Source organism: Chryseobacterium sp. OV279, assembly GCF_900128945.1.
Lineage (GTDB): Bacteria > Bacteroidota > Bacteroidia > Flavobacteriales > Weeksellaceae > Chryseobacterium.
Genome location: NZ_FQUD01000001.1, coordinates 1353450 through 1372821, shown reverse-complemented (window position 1 = coordinate 1372821; position 19372 = coordinate 1353450). Strand labels below are relative to the sequence as shown.

Sequence of the window (19372 nt, the reverse complement as noted above, 5' to 3'; positions counted from 1 at the left end):
TGAAAAGGGCAAAACCCGGAAGATTAACGGACAGATAAAATGTTTCGATTTTTACAATTCAATAATCAGCTCTTTTTCAAAACCATTATATTTTTCATCGATATAGCCATGTGGATTACAGATCACCTCGGTTTTCCCAATAGTGTATCTGCATGGCGTATGTATGTGCCCATGAATCCAATACATCGGCTGATGTTCTGTAATAAAATCTTCCAGATTGGATGCATAGGCGGAAGTTACAGGATCTTCTTTATACTGCTCCGGAACAGACTGAATACTGGGTGCGTGGTGGGTAACGACAATATTTTGTAAGCCCTCAGAGCTTTCCAGACTTTCTTTTAACCAAAGCTTTGAAAACTGATGAATTTTAAATGTATCAATGGTCCTCATCTTTGAATAGGAAGGATCCCGTCTGATCTTTTTGTAATCATTCATTACCGGCTGGCAAACCAATCCGTGGTATAAGGGATCTCCAAAAATAGAAAAATCAGTCCACAGTGTTGCTCCGTGAAAACGAACGCCGTCAATATCCACAGATTCATTTTCAAGAACAAATATGGTTGAATCTACCGCAGCGTGCTTGATTTTATCGAGCGTTTTTGGATAAGAACCTTTATAATATTCATGGTTCCCCAGAACATAGATGACAGGTTTATCTTTTATTTTTGATTTGATCCATTCAATACCTTTGGTCCCAAGATTAATATCTCCGGCCAATACGACAACATCTGCATGATCAAAACATAAATCAGTCGATCCGAATTCCTGATGAAGGTCGCTGATGATCTGTATTTTCATTCTGCAAAAATAAAAAGAACCGGCACAATAATGCCGATCCTTTCTCATATAGTTTGTATATTTTTAATCCGTTTTACGAAACTGCAATTTCCGTTTCTCTGATTTTTAAACTTTTAAAGATAAAAAACAAGAGCATCCCAAGAGCCAGCAATGCATAGCCTACCAGAATGATTAAACTCAAATCTCCAACCGCATATTTCGACGGAAAGATCTGACTCATCAAAGTCATAAATGAAAGTCCGATACCCGCTCCCAGAAAGTAACTGGTAGAACTCAAGCTTGATGCCACCCCATAATGAGAAGGTTCTACATCCTGAATTCCCATCACCGAAAGCGCCGTAAAACAGAAGGTCATTCCGATTCCTGAAATGCATGCTGCTCCCAGTAAAACGACGGCCAGCGGATGTCCTGTATACACCGCAATCAGTAAGGATAAAGCTCCTGCCAGCATAAAACTCCAACCGAATACACCCATTTGGGAAGAACTCAGTCTTTTAGAAACAGAAGGCAGTATAAATTTCGCTGCCAATGCAGACATAATACTGAACGGCACCAGCATCAGTCCTGCCGAAGCCGCACTGTGTCCCATATCTTTCTGAAGCATTAATGAAATAAGAAACAGAAATCCTATGAAAAACGCTCCTAATGTGAGGAAAACCGCATTAGAAATCACTAAAGACCGGTGCTTAAATATCTTCAGATCAATCAGTGGCTGAGCTACAGACTTCAATCGGATGAATACCGCTACCAAAAGCAGAACAGAAAGTATCAGAGAACCAACGATCATTATTGGATTCTCTTTGATATGGATCAATTCATGCGTTCCGTAGGTAAGGCTTAACAGTCCGAAAACCAGCAGCATTCCTGAAACGAAATCTGTTTTTTGTCCTGCCTCGTTTTTTTCATCCGCAGGCAGATACTGATAAGCAAAAATCAGAGTCAGTAAAAGAATAGGAACATTGATCAGGAAAACCCAATGCCAGCTCAGATACGTACTGATAATTCCTCCCACTGAAAGTCCGCTTCCCGAACCGATGGCAGCAAACGAACTGAAAACTCCAATTGCCCGGTTACGCTCCTGCTCACCTCTGAAAGTATTGGTCACAATAGATAAAGCAGAAGGCATGATCAAAGCTGCTCCCAATCCCTGAAGGGCACGGAATATGGCTAAAGCTTCAAAGCTCTGCGAAAGCCCTGCTCCCAAAGAAGTCAGCATAAAAATCAGGCCTCCTATTAGGAATACTTTTTTACGCCCGATCTGATCGGAAAGTTTTCCGCCAATGATCAGAAAACCTCCAAAAAACAATACATACAGGGTTTGTAGCCACTGTACCGTTTCTGCTCCAATATTGAACTGCTCCTGAATAGAAGGAATGGTTAAATTAATAATGGCAATATCCAAAGCTTCCACAAAAGTTCCTACCGATGCTAAAATTAATATTAAATTTTTCCTTGTACTCATAGATTCAAATTTCCTGCAAAATTAATTTTAAAAGAACATACGTCAAAATTATGTGTTAAATTTGGAACGTATTTTTAATTTAAACAACTTAAAAAGAACAAATACACTATAACCACTCATAACAAGCTTAAAAACAGAACAAATGACCGCAGAACAATATACCCCCGACGAAAAAGACCTTTCCATCCTGCGTTTGCTACAGAAAGACGCTAAAATGAGTGTCCGTGATGTTTCGGCAAGGATTAATTTAAGCCCAACACCAACCCACGAACGGATTAAGCGGATGGAAAAGCTCGGAATCATCAAAGAATACACTGCCGTAGTTGACCGTAAAAAAGTGAATAAAGACATGATGGTGATCTGCATGATCGCTTTAAATGTTCACAATAAAAAAACAGCCGGGAAATTCATTGAAGAAGTCAGTAAGCTAAAGGAAGTAGTAGAATTTTACAACATCAGCGGAGATTTTGATTTTATGCTTAAGATTCTTGCCCCGAATATGGATGACTTCCATGAGTTTTTCGTCAATAAGCTTTCTGAAATTGAGGGTATCGGGCAGACGAAGAGTATTTTTGTGATGAATAGTATTAAGGAAAGTGTACAGATTTTGTAAGAGTTTGAGGATGGAAGTGGGAAGATGGGAGATGGAAGTTACTTTCAGCCTGTGAATTGATTCAGATCTTTTGCATGTAAATTATTTAACTTAATAAGAATGTCGGGCTAACTTACGTTTTCTACCCTTGTCAAGGTTTTGAACCTTGACAAGGATTCAAGCTCCAAGACCATTATTAAGACCAGAGTGTCTTAACCAAAATTCAGGTTAATTTAATAAACATTAAATATTCAATAAAAACAGGATTGATTGCCCTTTCTCCTTCCAGTAACTCCCTGCTCCGATCCTCCCGCTTCCTTTCTTTTAAGATTCTTTTAATACTTAAAATTCTTTGTTCTATTCAGTAATTGCTAAATTGAAGATCCATTTAAAATCACTGAATATGCCCTGGAATCCTGACATTTACAATCAATTTAAAGATATCCGTTTTAAACCGTTTTATGATCTTGCCGAGTTGATCACCAATGAGAAAGACATGAAAGCAGTAGATCTGGGCTGCGGAACGGGTGAACAAACTTCTATACTTACGGACAAGCTGACTCATGCTACCTTTACGGGAATTGATTCGTCTCCTGAAATGCTGGAAAAATCTAAGGCACTGGAAAATGAACGCCTCCATTTCAGGATGGCAACAACAGAAGACATATTAGAAGCTGATGAAAACTGGGATCTTATCTTCAGCAATGCGGCTCTGCAATGGTCCGACAACCATCATGAGCTTTTCCCAAAACTGATTTCCAAACTGAATACCGGCGGTCAGCTGGCTGTACAGATGCCTTATCAACCGGGAAACACCCTGAATATTATTCTTTCCGAACTGGCAACTGAAGAGCCTTTTCGCACACAGCTCAATGGCTGGAACCGCCCGTCTGCCGTACTTACCATCGATGAATATGCGCAGATTTTGTTTGAGAATGGTATTGAAGATCTGAATTTATCACAGAAGGTGTATCCTATCATCGCGGAGGATCATGAAACTTTGTTCAAATTTATCTCCGGATCCGCTTTGATTCCATATCTGGAAAGACTTGATGAGGAACAGCAGACCATCTTTACGACAGAATTTAAACAGCGTATTGAGAAGAGTTTCCCGAAACTTCCTGCCATTTATGCTTTTAAAAGAATTCTTTTGTATGGAAGAAAAAAATAAAAAAAGCCCTGCGTATCATTCATGCAGGGCTTTTTTGAACAGTTGACACTGTAATTATTTCCAGTAATTCCAAACGGTTCCGTCAAAAACAGCAAATGTTTTACTGGCTGTATCATAACAGATCATTCCGGGATACGGATTTTTCACGTTGAGATGGGGTGCCGATATTTTAGGAAGAATCATTGCTTTATCCGGTGACTCGAGAACGAGTACACCATCTGCGCTGCCAGCCTGAGTGCCAATCACTACTCCATTACCAGTTTCATCCGAAGTATTAACGATAACTGCAGATGAATTCCCAGTATCACTTAGGGGTTTCCAGGTATCATTTTCATACACCTTTATTTTATCGTCGGATTTGTCGAAAACAAAGGTTCCGTTTGCCGGACTACCGGTTGGAAGTCCCTGTGTAGCGGGAAGAATAATACCTTTTGTATTGGTCGGGGTATTATTGAAATCCAATACTGTACTGTTGCCGTCAACAGTTTCTTTTTCTATAGCTACCTGGGCGTAAAAAGTATTAAAAACTACTAATGACAGGGCTATACTTATGTTTTTTATAGGTTTCATATTATTCACAGATTAAGTTAATCATTACAGCTTCTTTCGATACATTTCCACTGGGATCCATTGTACAGTTTGACACAATGGTCCTGAATATCATACACCAGCATTCCTTCTTTTGGCTCTGCAACGGCATCTCCCAACTGAGGTGTCTGGCTTACATGCTGTACCCGGGTAATAACGAAACCTTTCGTTTTTGATTCCAATGCGAGAAAACCATTTGGAACATTTTCAGGCCAACTGGTCGTTTTCTGTTGTACGGTGATTCCCATTTTGGTAAAACCGTCCGGCGTTCCCAAAGTTGCAGGTTTGGTACAGTAATCGTCTAACTCATGAACAATCTCATCTGCGAAACCACAGGCAAACTTATCTTCTGGAAGTCCGTCAGGCCACAGAGTCGGACATGAGGCTTTGGTAGCATTTGGTCCACAGAAGCTGGCATTTCCAGGCAGCAATCCTGTTACGGTATCCATGGCGATGGCTACGATCTGACTGTCATTACTGAATATGGACGTTCCTCCTCCACTCACCTGTGCTTTTGCAATACAGTAGGCTTTCCCCAAAGGAGCTCCCACATAATTCACAAAAGGATAAGTGGTGGACTGCTGGCTGAATGTTCCGCATATTTCCACAACACTGTAGGTTCCCATGTCAATCGTTGACATAGACCCCGGAAATGTTCCTAAAAATGTAGGATCACCCTGTGATACCGATCCTGTAAGTGAAAGATAGGCTTTTGTTCCCAGCTTTATTTTTGAGTTTTTCTGACTTCCGAAAACCCCTATCAGAATCGAGCCTTCGGATTTTACACTTCCTGTATCACCAATTTCCAAACTACCGTTCACCGTAATCCCTTTTACGATAAGGGAAGCTCCCGGCTGAATGATCAGGAGGGCATCCTGAGGAATCATGATATCGTTAACCAAAGTAAGGTTCCCGGTAAGGCAATAGGTCTGTCCGGGATTCATGGCCTGGCCGGTATAAGCTGTACATTGTGCTCCCACAATGCCGTAAAAAAGAGCCATTAACAAGAAAATGAATTTCTTATTAATGGCACCAAAATTTAAATTATCCATATGATTTTATAATAAATTAATATATTTTACATAATATAAAGAAGGGAAAATAAAATTCTACATCAGAGGATCAGTGAACAAGATACATACCAAAGTTCGTTTTCACATCCCTATCTGCTTTCTTATTTTTTGAATTAAACAGACTTATTTGGCGGCATAGAAGGGACTTAAATGGTAGCGAAAAAAAATGATTTTATTTTTGAAAACAACATCATTGAGTTGAATAATTCATTCTAAATCTTAAATTATTGAAGAAGAAAAATCAAGGAATTTCATTTTAGAGCATTTAGTATGAAGAGTAAAAAACAAGACCATGATTTTCAATTCATTATTACCAATATCCCCTTATATTTTTAAATAATCCTTTATTGAAAAGCCTTTCCAATTAATTAGATTTTACAAATAAAAGTCATAGAAATTACAAATAATATAAATTATTCCTTTTATCATTGAATTTTAATCACTAAACAATCAATTTAAACTCACATTGAAGTGATTAATAAATTTTCAGGTTATAATATTTCATACATTAGTGATAACTAAAAACCATCAAAATTCAAAATTTATGAAAACACCACTATTATCCATGAAAAATGGTCTGACAGCTGCTATGCTGCTTTTAACAGGAATTGCAAGCGCACAACAGTGGCAGGTTACCGGAAATGGAGGAATCACTCCAGCCAACTATGCCGGCACGGTAGATCCAAGGCCATTTTTTCTCAGAACTAACGGGGCTTCGTCCAATCCGGGGCAGGCTATTTTAAACGAGGCAGGTTCATTCATCGTTGACGCAGTCAATAACTCTAATGTTGCTAAAGTAAAAGGAAGCATCGTGAATGGTATTTCCAATGTCTTGGGCTCACAGGCTGGAAGTTCACTGGTGAGCGGCTGGGAAAATGATCTTAGTAATGGCGGGGGAGCCAATATTATTGGCGGACAGGCTAATGTGGTGATGAATAATGCCGGAAAGTCTGTAGCATTAGGCTGGAAAAACATTATCCGAAATTCCAATCAATTTGCATTAGGCGTAGGCATTGATCTTAAAGATGTGTATTCCGGCGGATTCGGAATTGATCTTGCGGCTACGGGAAACCGTTCTTTTGTAATCGGATCCGGAACAGGAAGTGCAAAACTGACGAATAATATTCCATTATCCATCATGTTTGGCTTATCTCCTACTGCCACTATGCTGATCAAGGATAAAAGTGTGGGTATCCTCACTCTCAATCCAACAGCCACTTTCCATACGGTAGGAACGGTAAGATTTGAAAGTCTGCCAACCGGAAGTGGAAATGCTCTGGTTGTTGATGCCAGTGGAAATATAATGGTTTCAACCACCCCACTCAGCAAAATGGCAACTTCCGATGAAACGATTCAAGCGCTGGAAGACCGCATTAAAAATCTTGAAAACACGGTAGAAGAACTAAAACAACTGCTTTTGAATAACGGAACTTCAACAAGTCTTACTTCTTCAGATGTCGCTCAGCTTTCTCAAAACGTTCCCAATCCTACCAGAAACGGAACAAGCATCAGCTATTATCTGCCCGATAATGCAAAAACAGCATCCATTGAAGTCTACAATATTTCCGGTCAGCTGGTGAAATCTCTTCCTCTTCGTGAGAAAGGAAACGGTAGCATAAAGCTTTCAGGTTCTGACCTGCCATCCGGAACGTACGTTTATAAAATGACAACAGATGGAAAAGTGACAGGTTCTAAAAAAATGGTTATCCGGGATTAGATTCTTGATATATTATTTTCAAAAAAAGACGATCAATGGAAGATTCCATTGATCGTTTTGAAATTTAATATTAGATAAATATTTATACTTTCCCAGGTTTCTTTTCGCGATAATATTCCCGCATAATTTGAATTTGTACAATCACTTCAGACGTGGCTTCTTCTATTGTAGAATATCTTAAATCTTCATTTATTCTCAGATAACAAATATTACCTTCTTCCCACAATTGATATCTATCTTCACCTAATCTTTTGTGAATATCCTGACTATTTTCCTTAAAATCTACATAATAATATGGCGATACATTTAGCTTCCCATTATCCGTAAAAATCAACGTTACATTGTTTTCAGTTTTATTATTTTCAGCTGCACTGTTTTCATCTGAAAAAGGATAAAACCTGATTGCAATTTCATTTTTAGCCCAGTTTTTATTATTGATACGATATGTGGAATCCGTTTCATTTTTAATCCGTTCAGCCAAACCCTGAATATAGCTATCTAACTTGTCTCTTGCATCTAAAATCTTCGAAAAGTTATTTTCGATAAACTCTGTAATATCCTGTTCCATTTTTAATTTTTGTTTATCTGAGAATTGTAATAAAAAATCTTTGACAAAATAATCCCACTTATCATTTAATGATGTAGAAGGATCTTTTAGTATTTTATAAAATATTTTCTGGATATTGATATACTTCCAGTCTTGAGGTACATGTTCATTTTTGTAAGACATAATTACAAAAAACTTTTCCAGATGCGGGTACTTTGAAGTTATATCATCCTTATAATCCTCCAGAGGATTATTCAATGTATGGTATATTTTATTTTCAAAAAGTATTAAATAGCGGTTATTGTAGAGTAATAAATCAATACGGTTCCCCATGTTCGTTTTATGCTGAGTAGTCGTACTGCATCTATCCATAAAGCTATTGACAACCTCCTCCGGAAAATGATCCTGCAAAAGATATTTAATAAATAAATTGCGCCCTTTATATTCCGACTTTGAATCCAGAATATAAGCCAAAACATCAGTAAAAGGATTTTCATAAAAGCCTCTTGTACCAACATCAAATATATTTTTCTCTTTTTCAAAAATAAATTGGGGAACAGAGCTCAATGCCCCTTCCAATTCCTTTAATGAATAATGCATCTACTAAATCAATTTAAAATTATTACTCGGTCCATTTATTTGTTATAACTCAAAGGTAGAAAAAGAATAATCAATTACAACCGCCCGCTTAAGTTCAAATTCTCAATTAAAATCAACTGATCTAACACTCATATATCCATAAAAGCTTCTACAGCCCCCTCTTCCCCTCCATCCAATACGCCTGCGATCTCAAACACTTCCCATCCACGCCCTTTGCTTTAAGGAATTTCCGGATGACGGACATGGTACTTCCGTTTCCGGTAAGGTAGAAAACCACTTCGTTGTTGTAAATGGCTTCTTTTTCTTCTTTTAAAAAGTCGTTGATGGCTTCCATAATGTTTTGGATATCATTTTTGGGAGCATGATAGCCGTATAATTCCAGATCTTTTAATGCGGAAGAATCTTCCAGCTCGTGGAGGCATACAAATGAGCCACCGATTTCTTCAGCTGCTTCTTTGATGGAAAGGGAACTTCCCAGAGAAGTTTCATCACCGATAGAGAAATGAATTTCTGCATTAATTTCAAAAAATCGTTTTCCCCGGGGCATTAAAATTTTTGTAGTATCTCCTTCTGAAAGGTTATTGGCAAAGCGGCCGCCCACTGAGTCTGTGTCATGAAGATGAAACAGTACATCGAAAGTTCCGGCGTGTTTATTAAAATTGAATGGTGAATAATTACGGTAATCCCTTTCGTTCACTCTTATTCCTATGGCATACGCCGGTTCAAAAGGAACATCTTCCAGATCGGAAGCAAAACGGACAAGGCGAAGATCATTGGAAACGGGTTCTGTATGGATAACGGTGCATTCTTTAAACTTGGAGGACATGACATTTTCTAACGTATCATTGATCCATTTTGGTAAGCTTGGCATAAATTATTTTAATACAAAGGAAAGCGCAAAACGAGTGCGGACCGATAGCTGTTTCAGGGAATTGATTGGACTATTCGCGGTTTACTTCTTCCTGCGGTTTTTGTCCCGGAATTCCGATGGCGGAAAACCTTCCGTTCTGGAAAACAAACGTGAAAAATAGGTATGATCGCTGTATCCCAATTCATAAGCAATTTCTTTAACCGTAAGCTGAGTGAAGGACAGTAACCTTTTAGCTTCTATTAAAATTTCCTGTTGAATCCAGTGTTGGGCAGATTTTCCGGTCACTTCACGGATGACTTCAGAAAGATAACCCGGGGAGATATTCAAAAGTCCGGCGTAGACTGATGGGCTTTTCATGGTTTTAAATTCTTTCCTTATCAGAATCCTGAACTTTCTGGTCAGTTGGACAGCACGGCTTTCAGTGGATATTTCACATTTATTTTCGCTTAAAAAAACCATCGCATACATTCCTGTAAAAGCATTTATTAAAGATCTGACAACTAAAAACCCTTCTTTTGAGTTCAGCATTTCTTCTGTACAGGATCTTTTCAGTATTTCCGCGCATGAATTCAGTTTTTCAAGCCAATCGTCATCAATTGAAACAGGCTGAATATCTACCAATGATTCTTCAAAAACAGATCTCACGGTATCGGACAGCAGATCTGCTTTAACCGCAATAAACCATCCGCTAACCTCTTCCATTAAAATGCCTTCATGAACCTGCCCGGGAAGCAGAAAGAAAACAGCAGAACCGTGAGCTTCAATTGTTTTAAAATCGACCATCATTTTAGCACGTCCACTTTCAAGAAATGTAAAAATATAATGACTGTCACGGTGAATTCCTTTATCAAAAAGATTATCTTCCGTACTCATCTTGCGTTTTTCAATCCTTTCAATCAGAATACCATGCTGCGTAATGCCGGTCAGATCGTAGGTTGGAATGCTTTGTTTCATCTTTAAAAGTGGAGTAAAATTAGAAATATTCATTAGAACAGACGAAACTGAAAGCAATTATCCTTTAAATAAAATATAAAATTGTGGCAATGAACCAGCGAATGACTGCAAATAAAACGCTCAGATAAGTGTATTACCTGAGCGCTTTATTCTAATATGATTATTCTTTTATAATCTTCTGGGTGCTTTCTTTATCCTTCTGTTTAATATTCAGATAGTAGACTCCACTGGTGAGCATAGAAAAATCAATCTCTCTTTTATTTCTGAAGGTCTGGTTTCTGAAAATAAGCTTTCCGCTGGAATCAGAGAGACTGAAGGTAGCTTCGCTGTTATCCTTTACTGTTAACGTACCCACTGACTTCACAGGATTCGGATGGAAACTGAAAGTATATGATTTACTGACTTCATCTGAAGACAATGTACTGTAATTAAAATTGACCCTACAGGTAGCAAGACCTGTCCCCATATATGACCTGCTGGCCGTTACCATTAAATACTCAGGCTTTAAAGTGAAAGAAGTATTATATCCGTAGTAACCAATAAGACCAAAAAATCCAGGAATTGGTATTCCGTTATTAGGAATATTTCCACCAAAACTGCTGTTGATCTCTCCGTTACTTTTTACATAAATCAAAGCGTTGCGCCTGTTTCCTGAACTTGCTGTAGAGACGTAAGCAATGCCCACAATAAAATCTCCGTTAGGAAGCCCCTGTATTTTGGAAAAATTAAGTGAAATCCAAGGATACCCTAAGCTGAGTTCGCCATTGGTTCCGAAGGAAGTATCAACTGTACCGTCTGCCCGGTATTTTTTCAGTTTTAAATCTGTTCTTGATGAACTTACGGACGTGCTGTTTCCTACAACGGCTTTACCGTCTGGGAAAATATAGGTATTGTTGAAAGAAATATTCAGATTAGGATTATAGACATAGGCGTTGTCCTGAATTCCGGATGCTGCTTCTATTCTGCTGATCCGGCTATTTGGTGTAGAGCCAATGTATCCGACTCCCTGGACATACAGATAAGATCCTGAAACCACCATACTCTGGATCTGGGTATAAGCATAGGTACTCCCATAATCGATCTGTTTAAGTCCCTGATCAAACATTCCTGTCTGTAGCTCTCCGGATTCGTTAAAGCATCCGATCTCTCCCCTAGGCTTGTCCTGAAGATCCGAATAATTATGTGAAATAAAATACTGTGTTCCTACTTTGTATAAACCTGATCTATAATGTTTGCTGTATTTCAAAGGATCTGTAAAAATCTGTTTAGTCCCGGCAGTCCCATAACTCTGGTCTACCGTACCGTCTCCATTCAGTCGTAAAAGCTTTGGACTACCGTTATTGGGTGTTCCCATAAGCAGTAAAACTTTGTTACTTTCCGTCACCTCAAAAGAAAATACAGGCGGCTCTTCAGAAGACGAATATCCCAGCAGCGTATTAAGATTCAGAACGCCATTGGCTCCAAAACTGGAATCACGAGCCCCCTGCGGCGTATATTTTTCTATATAGACTGTATAACTTCTAAACCTTTCGGGAGTGGCCGAATATAGCAGATAAACGTTACCATTACCATCTACCCTGTTGATCCCCAAGGAATAAGAGTACATATTCTGAAGTGAGTCATAATTCCACCATGCAAGTGACTGAGCAAAGCCCTGAAGAAAAAACAGGCAGGCTAAAAAGGATATAATTTTTTTCATTAAATAATGATTATTGTTTTTTTATAATTGGTGTCATTTCTAACACGGCGCAAAAGTAAACAATCCTTTCTATAGATTGATCAGAAGCAGACTGACTCTAATCAGTTTTTTTTATAAATCAATAGGATAAAGTTACCTCCCCTTCAAAATGGAAAGGCTTAAAAGAAGACAGCAAAATTCTTTAGAAATCATTCCGTCCCTGTGAAAAGCTGATAGGAAAAAACTTATGATTATTCTGTTTATTTAGCTTTTGAAAACGCCATTTTCACAGCTAAAAAGGTTAAGACACTCGCCATAAACCATTTCTGAATCTTTACCCAGAAAGGATTTCCTGCGAAAAATACGGCTACTTTTGCGGCGGTTAGGACAATGATAAAATTAACACTGAAGCTTATAAAAGTCTGTATCACGCCCAGTTCCAAGCTCTGAGTGAGGACGGAACCGTATTCTGGCTTGATGAACTGTGGAAAAAAAGACAAATAGAATATGGCTACTTTTGGATTGAGGACATTGGTCAGGAAGCCAATGGTGAACAGCTTTTTAGGACCATCATGTCTGCCGGTGCTGTCTACCTCAAATATATTCTTACTTTTTGGTTTAATTGCCTGATAAGCCAGATATAAAAGATACACCGTTCCAAGTGTTTTCAGAATTGTGTAAGCCACCGGAACTGCCAGCAATACTGCCGTGAGACCAAAAGAAACCATCACAATGTGAAACAGAAAACCGCAAACTACGCCGGCCAGTGAAATAAGTCCTGATTTTTTTCCCTGGGTAATTGATTTTGAAATTAAATAAATCATGTTAGGTCCGGGACTTATGACTAAAATAAGGGCTGCCAGAACAAAAAACAGAAGGTCGTGAAGTGGAATCATCTTTTACCTGTCATTTATTTGTGTGGAACGTAACCGGGAAAATGCTACCCCGGCATTAAAAAAAATTCATTTACAAATATACATCATTTCGTAATTATTTGCTCTGGAGAACCCTATCAAGGTTTAAAATCCTGAAATGGATAAAAAAATACGTTCGTCTCGATAATTCCGAACATCTGTAGACTCTTTTAAGCATAGTTTTGCGCCATACAATGACCCTATGCCTATCGAGAATGAAAAGTTAAATTCTGCAAAACCATCGGGCTATCCCGTTTATTACCAAAAGATAATAATTAATTATAAGCTTGGTAAAGGTATTTTGCTATTTTTGTATTCCCGAAAGAGGGAATTTTCCACTTTTTTCAGAATAACCACCAAAACTATGAACCAGATGACCACATGCAGCCTATTTATTCTACACAAAAACGGAAAGCCGGCGCGTATCAATACGATCTCAAAAAAACACTCTTTTTCCAGCACAACCTTCCCACAACAGGCCTCCACACAAAGCACTGAAGAACAAATATTTCGCTTCAAGGTGTATAATACCACATTTTTTTTTCAAAGACAGTAATATCGGTTGCTTTTTTACGTTTGACAGTAAACTGAGAACCTATATCTAACATTTAAAGTTTCATTATTCTAATTTTCTGTAACATCCACCCCATTAAATAGACTATTTGATAGACTTCTACTACATTAAAATTTAAACTCAATGCAAAAATTGTTTTTTAAAACTGCCGCTACGGCTGCTGTCCTCTGTTTCAGCTCCCTGGCCTTTGCGCAGCAAAAATACTCCGTAAGCGGTACCGTGAAAGATCACAAAAATGGGGAACTGCTGATCGGGGTTACCGTAAAAGTGAGTGAAGACCCGTCTATTGCGGTGGTTGCCAATGAATATGGCTTTTACTCATTATCCCTTCCTGAGGGAAGTTATACCCTGATTGTTTCGTATCCCGGTTATAAGGATTTTGAACTGCCTGTAAAGGTGGAACAGAATACCAAACTGGATCTTCCGCTAAATCAGGAGGAAAAAGGGAGCGAAAAAGTAGGAAAAATTGATGAAGTGATTATTTCAGGGGTTAAAAAGGATAAAAACCTTTCTACAGCCCAGATGGGAACTGAAACGTTAAGCATCAAGAATATAGAAAAACTACCTGTTTTATTCGGGGAAAAGGATGTGATGAAGACGATTCAGCTTTTACCGGGTATCAAAAGCAACGGTGAAGGAAGCAGCGGATTCAGTGTAAGAGGCGGTGCTACGGATCAGAACCTGATCTTACTGGATGAGGCGCCTGTTTATAATGCTTCGCACTTACTTGGTTTCTTCAGTACGTTCAACAGTGATGCCTTGAAAGATGCCAGTATCATTAAAGGAAACAGCCCTGCCCAATACGGAGGGCGTCTTTCTTCTGTGATGGATGTTAAAATGAAAGACGGAAACAATAAGGACTACAATGTGAATGGAGGGATCGGACTGATCAGCAGCAGACTGAGCGTGGAAGGTCCTCTTCAAAAGGAAAAGTCATCATTCATTGTATCAGGAAGAAGAACTTATGCTGACCTTTTTCTTAAAGGAAGTGAGGATTTCAAAGACAGTAAGCTTTATTTCTATGATTTAAATTTAAAAGCCAATTATCAGATTAATGAAAACAACCGTCTTTATCTGTCGGGATATTTTGGAAGGGATGTTTTGGGCTTAGGAGACACATTCTCTACAGACTGGGGGAATACAACCGCTACATTGAGATGGAACAGTATTATCAACAGTAAATTGTTCTCCAATACGTCATTTATTTACAGCAATTACAATTATAAAATAAGCCTTAAAAGTAATGACAATACTTTTGGTTTAGATTCACAGATTGAGGACTGGAACCTTAAGCAAGATTTCACATGGTTTGCCGGAAATAAGCATTCTGTACGTTTCGGACTACAGTCTATTTACCACACCATTACGCCAAGCAGCGCTTCGGGAACGAGTGTGAGCAGCTTTCCAAGAAACCCTAGAAAATCGTGGGAGAATGCGGTGTATATTAATGATGATTTTAAAGCCAATGATAAACTTACGGTTAATTATGGTTTAAGACTTTCTACGTTCAGTGTTTTAGGAGGTGATACTTATAATACCTACGAAGGCGATGTGATTACGGAAAGCAGGTTTCTAGAGAAAGGAAAATTCGGAAAAACGTATTTCAATCTTGAGCCTAGAGTGACAGCCAATTACCGTATCAATGAGGTAAGCAGCATCAAGGCAGGATATTCCCGAAATACGCAGAATTTACACCTTCTGAGCAACAGCAGCAGCGGAAATCCTACCGACCAATGGATCGGAAGCAGCTACAGTGTAAAGCCGGAAATAGCAGATCAAATCAGTGCGGGATACAGCCGGAATTTCAAGAACAATAATTATGAAGTGAATGCTGAGATTTATTACAAATCTATGCAGAATCAGATCGACTTTAAAAACGGTGCTCAGATCTCGTTTGACACGGCAGCTGATGTAGAAAGTGAATTACTGTACGGTAAAGGAAGAGCCTATGGTTTAGAGCTTATCGCCAAGAAGAAAAGCGGAAGACTGACTGGATGGATTTCTTACACCCTGTCTAAAACGGAAAGAAAAATAAACGGCATCAATGATAATGACTGGTACAATGCAAGAATGGACAAGACCCATGATCTTTCTATCGTGGCGACCTATGAACTGAGTAAGAAATGGTCTCTATCAGGATTATTCCTTTACAGCACAGGAAATGCGGTGACTTTCCCTACTGCGAAATACGAACTGAACGGACAGACTATTTTCCAGTACAGCAGCAGAAATGCGGACCGTATGCCAGCCTACCACAGAATGGACCTGAGTGCTACGTATGAGCCGGAATCCACTAAACGTTTCAAAGGATCGTGGTCATTTGGTATTTATAACCTCTACGGCCGTGAAAATGCCTACACCATTACGTTTGAAGACAATCCGAACAACCCGGGAACCACCCGCGCTATGCAGACTTCCCTGTTCCGTTGGGTACCGAACATCACTTATAATTTCAAATTTTAGATCATGAAGAATATTATTTTTATCATATTGTCCCTGTTTATAGTAACTTCTTGTGAAAAGGAGATTGATCTGGACCTGGACGACAAGAGCGGAAACATCGTCATAGAAGGTAATATCACGAATCAGGCCGGACCTTATTTTGTCAGAATAACGAAGTCGGTGGCATTTACACAAAACAACCAATATCCGGCTGTTACCGGAGCTCAGGTTGTTTTAAGCGATAATACCGGACAAACGGAAACTTTACAGTACGTAGGTGACGGAAAGTATAAAACCACGAATTTTACAGGTGTAACAGGGCGTACCTATACGCTGAAAATTCAGGCTGAAGGAAAAGAATACACCGCTCAAAGCACGATGCCTGAAGTGGTGAATTTTGACGGTCTGACTCAGGATTCGTTTAATTTTGGAGGTGAAACTACGTATACTCTTTTACCTGTTTTTACGGATCCGATTGCATTGGGAAACCGTTACCTCTTCAATTTTACGGTCAATAATATGACGAAAAAGACCTTTGAAGTATTTTCAGATAATATCAATAACGGAATGGTGAATCAGAGACCTCTTTTCCTTCCGAATGAGGATGATGACAAAGATCCTACTGACCACAAAGTAGTTCCGGGAGATACGATTTATGTAGAAATGCAGTCTATCGATCATAATATCTTCACCTATTATTCTGCTTTACTGCAGATCACAGACGACGGAGGAGCAGGTGTTACGCCTTCCAATCCTCCAAGTAATATCAACAATGGTGCTTTGGGATATTTCTCAGCGCATACGACACAGAAAAAGACATTTGTAATTCAATAGATTGCGATGACTTAAGTATAATAAAGGCTATTCCAGATTTGGGATGGCCTTTTTCGTACGTTCTTTCAGAGTAATTCACTGTAGCAACTTATCTGAACTTTTTCTATAATCTTAATTTATTTTGCTGACTTTAATTTTGAAATACTGCCTGAGGTTAGAATAAATTCTTTTGAAAGAAAACTTTTATAGGAGATCGGTTTAGCTTCAAATCTAGTTTCTTTGCCAAGTCCCACCTGAAGTGATGTTACTTTTTCTTCGTAAGTCTTTTTGTTAGTATCTATCAGAATTTCATGGTCAGTTATAAGTCTGCTTTCGATATTGGTATGCTTTGTATATTTAAAAATTCCTTTAGATGAAGAAACCAGTTTTTTCTCTATTTCCTGATCTCCCTCTTTAGATTCTTTTAAGGTATATTTCGGAATCCCTGCTTCATTATATAAAAACTTTATATTCCATTGATCCAGATAGTCACTTGCCTGCGTTCTGTAAGATTCCATATATCCTTTTAGTATTTTAAAATCTTTATGTTTATATTTTTCGTAGGATGAAATATATTTTAAATCATCAAGATTATAGCCTGGCAAAAAGTCTTCTAAAAAGTCAATCAGATCGGGAATATTTAAATTGTCACCAATGCTTTTACGGATATATTTATAATAAGAATCATTTAAGTAAAAGATATCTTTATCCTCAATTAACACTGCCTTATCATCATCTTTGAATGCAATATTAAGTTTTGTAGTGTAACTTTCGTTTTTATAATTTAACGAAAGGACATTCTGATTCTTGGTTAAAGTACATAAATTGGGAACTTTCTTTTCTGATACCTGAGAGTCATTGAAATCATAAAAAGATATACTGTCTTTTTTTGTATTGAATATGTAAATTAAGGTATTGGTACTTATTTTATCTTTCTTATCTATTCTCCGGTCATCCACATATTCTCTCTTATCAATGGTTTTATTAACGATGTAAGTTATGGTATATGGTTTGGGTGCCTGTGCAAAAAAAAATGCAGGAACGGTCAACAGAATAAGTAATAAATAGGTTAAGTTTTTCATTAATTAAACTTTTATTTTTTTCCAAAATATGGTGTATCCGGCGACCCAACCATAAATCCAGATTGCTGCTAAAAATTTATTCAATATTTTTTTTTGAACATCTTATCAGATATTTTTTATTAACCAATACCTTATTTTTCTTAACCAGATGAATATACATATCGTTACATTCCTTAAAATGTACATATGGATTCATGGAATTACCTGAATTTTGGATAGAAATTGTATCATTAGAAAACATAGCGCCTATACCATCGCTGAAATCCAAATAAATAACCTTATCTTCCTTAGAAATATTGACAATTCCCTTCTTATTTTTTATTTTACCTATACTAAAAACAAAGCTATTATCATTGTCTATTTTTAGATTGAGTTTGCATTTAGGCTCAATAGAATTGTATATCCCCCTTATGTTTTGAGAATAGCTAAAATTAGAGGTTAAAAAAAATATAAGTAACAACAACAGCCTAATCATCAAGTTTTTTGATTTTGGCTTTATTATTTTTACCCCATTTAAGATTTTTAATTCCGCTTGTTTCATATGTATAGGTACCTATAGGTTTTAATTTATTGGTTTTGCATTTCTCTTCGATTTTCATTAATTTAATAATCGATTTTACATTAGTTTTTCTGTGATCAAAACCATTTAATCCTCCATTTATTCTAACAGAAATAAAAATGAGATCATCTTTATCAGCATAATTTCCAAGTTGTCTATCATCCCAAAACCAGGCCGCCGAATCACAGGTGTAAGTTAAATCGTTTGCCACAACTTCAGGTGTATCAATCAATTCTTTCTTACCAATATGCTTAAAATATTTTTCATAAGTGTCTTTCCATGTCAATTGTATCAAGCCTTTCCCTTTATACTTTGGCCCATAACCCTTAAAATTATGTCCATGTTTTATACATTCATTATATCTGTTGTAGGCTCTTTGAATTTGTTTTATTTCCTGAGCATTAAATTTTTTATGAAACTCAGCACTTAGTTTTTTATCTTTTTTATAGTTTACATAAGGTTTAAAGCTTTCATACCCTTCCTGATGGGTGGAATGATCATAATCCCATCCTGAAGCATATTCCATTGTTGTATTAAGTCTATCAGATTCAGTTTCAATCTGTGCAAGAAAGTGGGCTTTTCTAAGGCATGTATTGATATTATTATCTTTCATCGCTTTATTTAAAGCATCCGTAAAAGCCTTATATGTTTTCATTCCATCCGGTAATGGGCAGTTTTTAGCAGTAAATAATTTTTTAGAGTTGTAGAAAGACTTAATATCCTCCTCTGTAAAATCTTTTTCACAGAAACATTTTTTATCATCTTTCTCCTCCGGCACGGGCGCGCCCTTCGCATCAACACTTTCAGGCTCGTTGATCTGTCCTGAAGTTACAAACTCTATCTTTCCGGTTTCAGGAGGTATATTACCCGGCATTTTGCCTATTCCCGGTAAGGTTGATTTTTTTAACAGTACATAATTGTCCTGTACTTTAGCCGT

17 protein-coding genes are annotated in these 19372 nt (G+C 37.7%); 5 read left to right on the top strand and 12 right to left on the bottom strand.

Features of this window, described 5'->3' with window-relative positions:
* Positions 1 to 51 precede the first annotated feature (51 nt).
* Both BUA72_RS06185 and BUA72_RS06180 read right to left on the bottom strand, forming a co-directional pair.
* Positions 52 to 798 (bottom strand): metallophosphoesterase, encoded by a 747-nt coding sequence (locus tag BUA72_RS06185; protein WP_072922199.1) that lies wholly within the window; start codon positions 796 to 798, stop codon positions 52 to 54.
* A 73-nt stretch (positions 799 to 871) separates the two neighbouring features.
* Positions 872 to 2260 (bottom strand): MFS transporter, encoded by a 1389-nt coding sequence (locus BUA72_RS06180; RefSeq protein ID WP_072922198.1) that lies wholly within the window; start codon positions 2258 to 2260, stop codon positions 872 to 874.
* A gap of 142 nt (positions 2261 to 2402) precedes the next feature.
* Here BUA72_RS06180 and BUA72_RS06175 point away from each other — a divergent pair, with 142 nt between their 5' ends.
* Entirely contained in the window at positions 2403 to 2873 is a 471-nt protein-coding gene (locus tag BUA72_RS06175) for an Lrp/AsnC family transcriptional regulator (protein ID WP_072922197.1), read from the top strand.
* Between the two features lie 382 nt (positions 2874 to 3255).
* Positions 3256 to 4023, top strand: a complete 768-nt coding sequence (locus tag BUA72_RS06170; RefSeq protein WP_072922504.1) for a methyltransferase domain-containing protein — start codon at positions 3256 to 3258, stop codon at positions 4021 to 4023.
* A gap of 54 nt (positions 4024 to 4077) precedes the next feature.
* Here BUA72_RS06170 and BUA72_RS06165 read toward each other — a convergent pair whose 3' ends face one another.
* The gene (locus BUA72_RS06165; RefSeq protein ID WP_083544122.1) at positions 4078 to 4593 is read right to left on the bottom strand and encodes a hypothetical protein; all 516 of its coding nucleotides are present in this window, start codon (positions 4591 to 4593) and stop codon (positions 4078 to 4080) included.
* 17 nt (positions 4594 to 4610) lie between these two features.
* Complete coding sequence (locus BUA72_RS06160) at positions 4611 to 5663, bottom strand: hypothetical protein (protein WP_072922196.1); 1053 nt, start codon at positions 5661 to 5663, stop codon at positions 4611 to 4613.
* A gap of 565 nt (positions 5664 to 6228) precedes the next feature.
* Between BUA72_RS06160 and BUA72_RS06155 the strand changes: the two genes are divergently transcribed.
* Positions 6229 to 7401: a T9SS type A sorting domain-containing protein gene (locus BUA72_RS06155; protein ID WP_139259539.1), complete on the top strand. Its 1173-nt coding sequence runs from the start codon at positions 6229 to 6231 to the stop codon at positions 7399 to 7401.
* 82 nt (positions 7402 to 7483) lie between these two features.
* Here the strand turns inward: BUA72_RS06155 and BUA72_RS06150 are convergent, their stop codons facing one another.
* From BUA72_RS06150 to BUA72_RS06130, 5 genes are all read right to left on the bottom strand, one after another.
* Complete coding sequence (locus BUA72_RS06150; protein WP_072922194.1) at positions 7484 to 8548, bottom strand: PD-(D/E)XK nuclease family protein; 1065 nt, start codon at positions 8546 to 8548, stop codon at positions 7484 to 7486.
* Between the two features lie 148 nt (positions 8549 to 8696).
* Positions 8697 to 9419: a siderophore-interacting protein gene (locus BUA72_RS06145; RefSeq protein ID WP_072922193.1), complete on the bottom strand. Its 723-nt coding sequence runs from the start codon at positions 9417 to 9419 to the stop codon at positions 8697 to 8699.
* An 81-nt stretch (positions 9420 to 9500) separates the two neighbouring features.
* Entirely contained in the window at positions 9501 to 10373 is an 873-nt protein-coding gene (locus BUA72_RS06140) for an AraC family transcriptional regulator (RefSeq protein ID WP_072922502.1), read from the bottom strand.
* A 160-nt stretch (positions 10374 to 10533) separates the two neighbouring features.
* A complete protein-coding gene (locus tag BUA72_RS06135; protein ID WP_072922192.1) occupies positions 10534 to 12072 on the bottom strand; it encodes a T9SS type A sorting domain-containing protein in 1539 nt (512 codons plus the stop codon).
* 239 nt (positions 12073 to 12311) lie between these two features.
* Positions 12312 to 12947 carry a LysE family translocator gene (locus BUA72_RS06130; protein ID WP_072922191.1) on the bottom strand — a complete coding sequence of 212 codons (636 nt, stop codon included), beginning with the start codon at positions 12945 to 12947 and terminating at the stop codon, positions 12312 to 12314.
* Between the two features lie 715 nt (positions 12948 to 13662).
* Between BUA72_RS06130 and BUA72_RS06120 the strand changes: the two genes are divergently transcribed.
* Complete coding sequence (locus BUA72_RS06120; protein WP_072922189.1) at positions 13663 to 16002, top strand: TonB-dependent receptor; 2340 nt, start codon at positions 13663 to 13665, stop codon at positions 16000 to 16002.
* A gap of 3 nt (positions 16003 to 16005) precedes the next feature.
* Positions 16006 to 16815 (top strand): DUF4249 domain-containing protein, encoded by an 810-nt coding sequence (locus BUA72_RS06115; RefSeq protein ID WP_072922188.1) that lies wholly within the window; start codon positions 16006 to 16008, stop codon positions 16813 to 16815.
* A 116-nt stretch (positions 16816 to 16931) separates the two neighbouring features.
* On the opposite strand, the gene BUA72_RS06110 is transcribed toward BUA72_RS06115, so the two are convergent.
* The 3 genes from BUA72_RS06110 to BUA72_RS06100 all read right to left on the bottom strand — a co-directional run bounded on the left by BUA72_RS06110 (position 16932) and on the right by BUA72_RS06100 (position 19309).
* The gene (locus BUA72_RS06110) at positions 16932 to 17876 is read right to left on the bottom strand and encodes a hypothetical protein (RefSeq protein WP_072922187.1); all 945 of its coding nucleotides are present in this window, start codon (positions 17874 to 17876) and stop codon (positions 16932 to 16934) included.
* Between the two features lie 76 nt (positions 17877 to 17952).
* Positions 17953 to 18417: a hypothetical protein gene (locus BUA72_RS06105; RefSeq protein WP_072922186.1), complete on the bottom strand. Its 465-nt coding sequence runs from the start codon at positions 18415 to 18417 to the stop codon at positions 17953 to 17955.
* Positions 18344 to 19309, bottom strand: coding sequence for a glycoside hydrolase family 19 protein (locus tag BUA72_RS06100; protein WP_072922185.1), 966 nt, complete (start codon positions 19307 to 19309; stop codon positions 18344 to 18346). The genes BUA72_RS06105 and BUA72_RS06100 overlap by 74 nt, the downstream gene beginning before the upstream one ends.
* Positions 19310 to 19372 lie beyond the last annotated feature (63 nt).

Bases quoted from the DNA above. Each gene is read 5' to 3' on its own strand.
- BUA72_RS06130 (WP_072922191.1), bottom strand. From the start codon at position 12,947: ATGATTCCACTTCACGACCTTCTGTTTTTTGTTCTGGCAGCCCTTATT.
- BUA72_RS06135 (WP_072922192.1), bottom strand. From the start codon at position 12,072: ATGAAAAAAATTATATCCTTTTTAGCCTGCCTGTTTTTTCTTCAGGGC.
- BUA72_RS06180 (WP_072922198.1), bottom strand. From the start codon at position 2,260: ATGAGTACAAGGAAAAATTTAATATTAATTTTAGCATCGGTAGGAACT.
- BUA72_RS06120 (WP_072922189.1), top strand. From the start codon at position 13,663: ATGCAAAAATTGTTTTTTAAAACTGCCGCTACGGCTGCTGTCCTCTGT.
- BUA72_RS06150 (WP_072922194.1), bottom strand. From the start codon at position 8,548: ATGCATTATTCATTAAAGGAATTGGAAGGGGCATTGAGCTCTGTTCCC.
- BUA72_RS06105 (WP_072922186.1), bottom strand. From the start codon at position 18,417: ATGAAACAAGCGGAATTAAAAATCTTAAATGGGGTAAAAATAATAAAG.
- BUA72_RS06175 (WP_072922197.1), top strand. From the start codon at position 2,403: ATGACCGCAGAACAATATACCCCCGACGAAAAAGACCTTTCCATCCTG.
- BUA72_RS06145 (WP_072922193.1), bottom strand. From the start codon at position 9,419: ATGCCAAGCTTACCAAAATGGATCAATGATACGTTAGAAAATGTCATG.
- BUA72_RS06100 (WP_072922185.1), bottom strand. From the start codon at position 19,309: ATGCCGGGTAATATACCTCCTGAAACCGGAAAGATAGAGTTTGTAACT.
- BUA72_RS06185 (WP_072922199.1), bottom strand. From the start codon at position 798: ATGAAAATACAGATCATCAGCGACCTTCATCAGGAATTCGGATCGACT.
- BUA72_RS06140 (WP_072922502.1), bottom strand. From the start codon at position 10,373: ATGAAACAAAGCATTCCAACCTACGATCTGACCGGCATTACGCAGCAT.
- BUA72_RS06115 (WP_072922188.1), top strand. From the start codon at position 16,006: ATGAAGAATATTATTTTTATCATATTGTCCCTGTTTATAGTAACTTCT.
- BUA72_RS06160 (WP_072922196.1), bottom strand. From the start codon at position 5,663: ATGGATAATTTAAATTTTGGTGCCATTAATAAGAAATTCATTTTCTTG.
- BUA72_RS06165 (WP_083544122.1), bottom strand. From the start codon at position 4,593: ATGAAACCTATAAAAAACATAAGTATAGCCCTGTCATTAGTAGTTTTT.
- BUA72_RS06110 (WP_072922187.1), bottom strand. From the start codon at position 17,876: ATGAAAAACTTAACCTATTTATTACTTATTCTGTTGACCGTTCCTGCA.
- BUA72_RS06170 (WP_072922504.1), top strand. From the start codon at position 3,256: ATGCCCTGGAATCCTGACATTTACAATCAATTTAAAGATATCCGTTTT.
- BUA72_RS06155 (WP_139259539.1), top strand. From the start codon at position 6,229: ATGAAAACACCACTATTATCCATGAAAAATGGTCTGACAGCTGCTATG.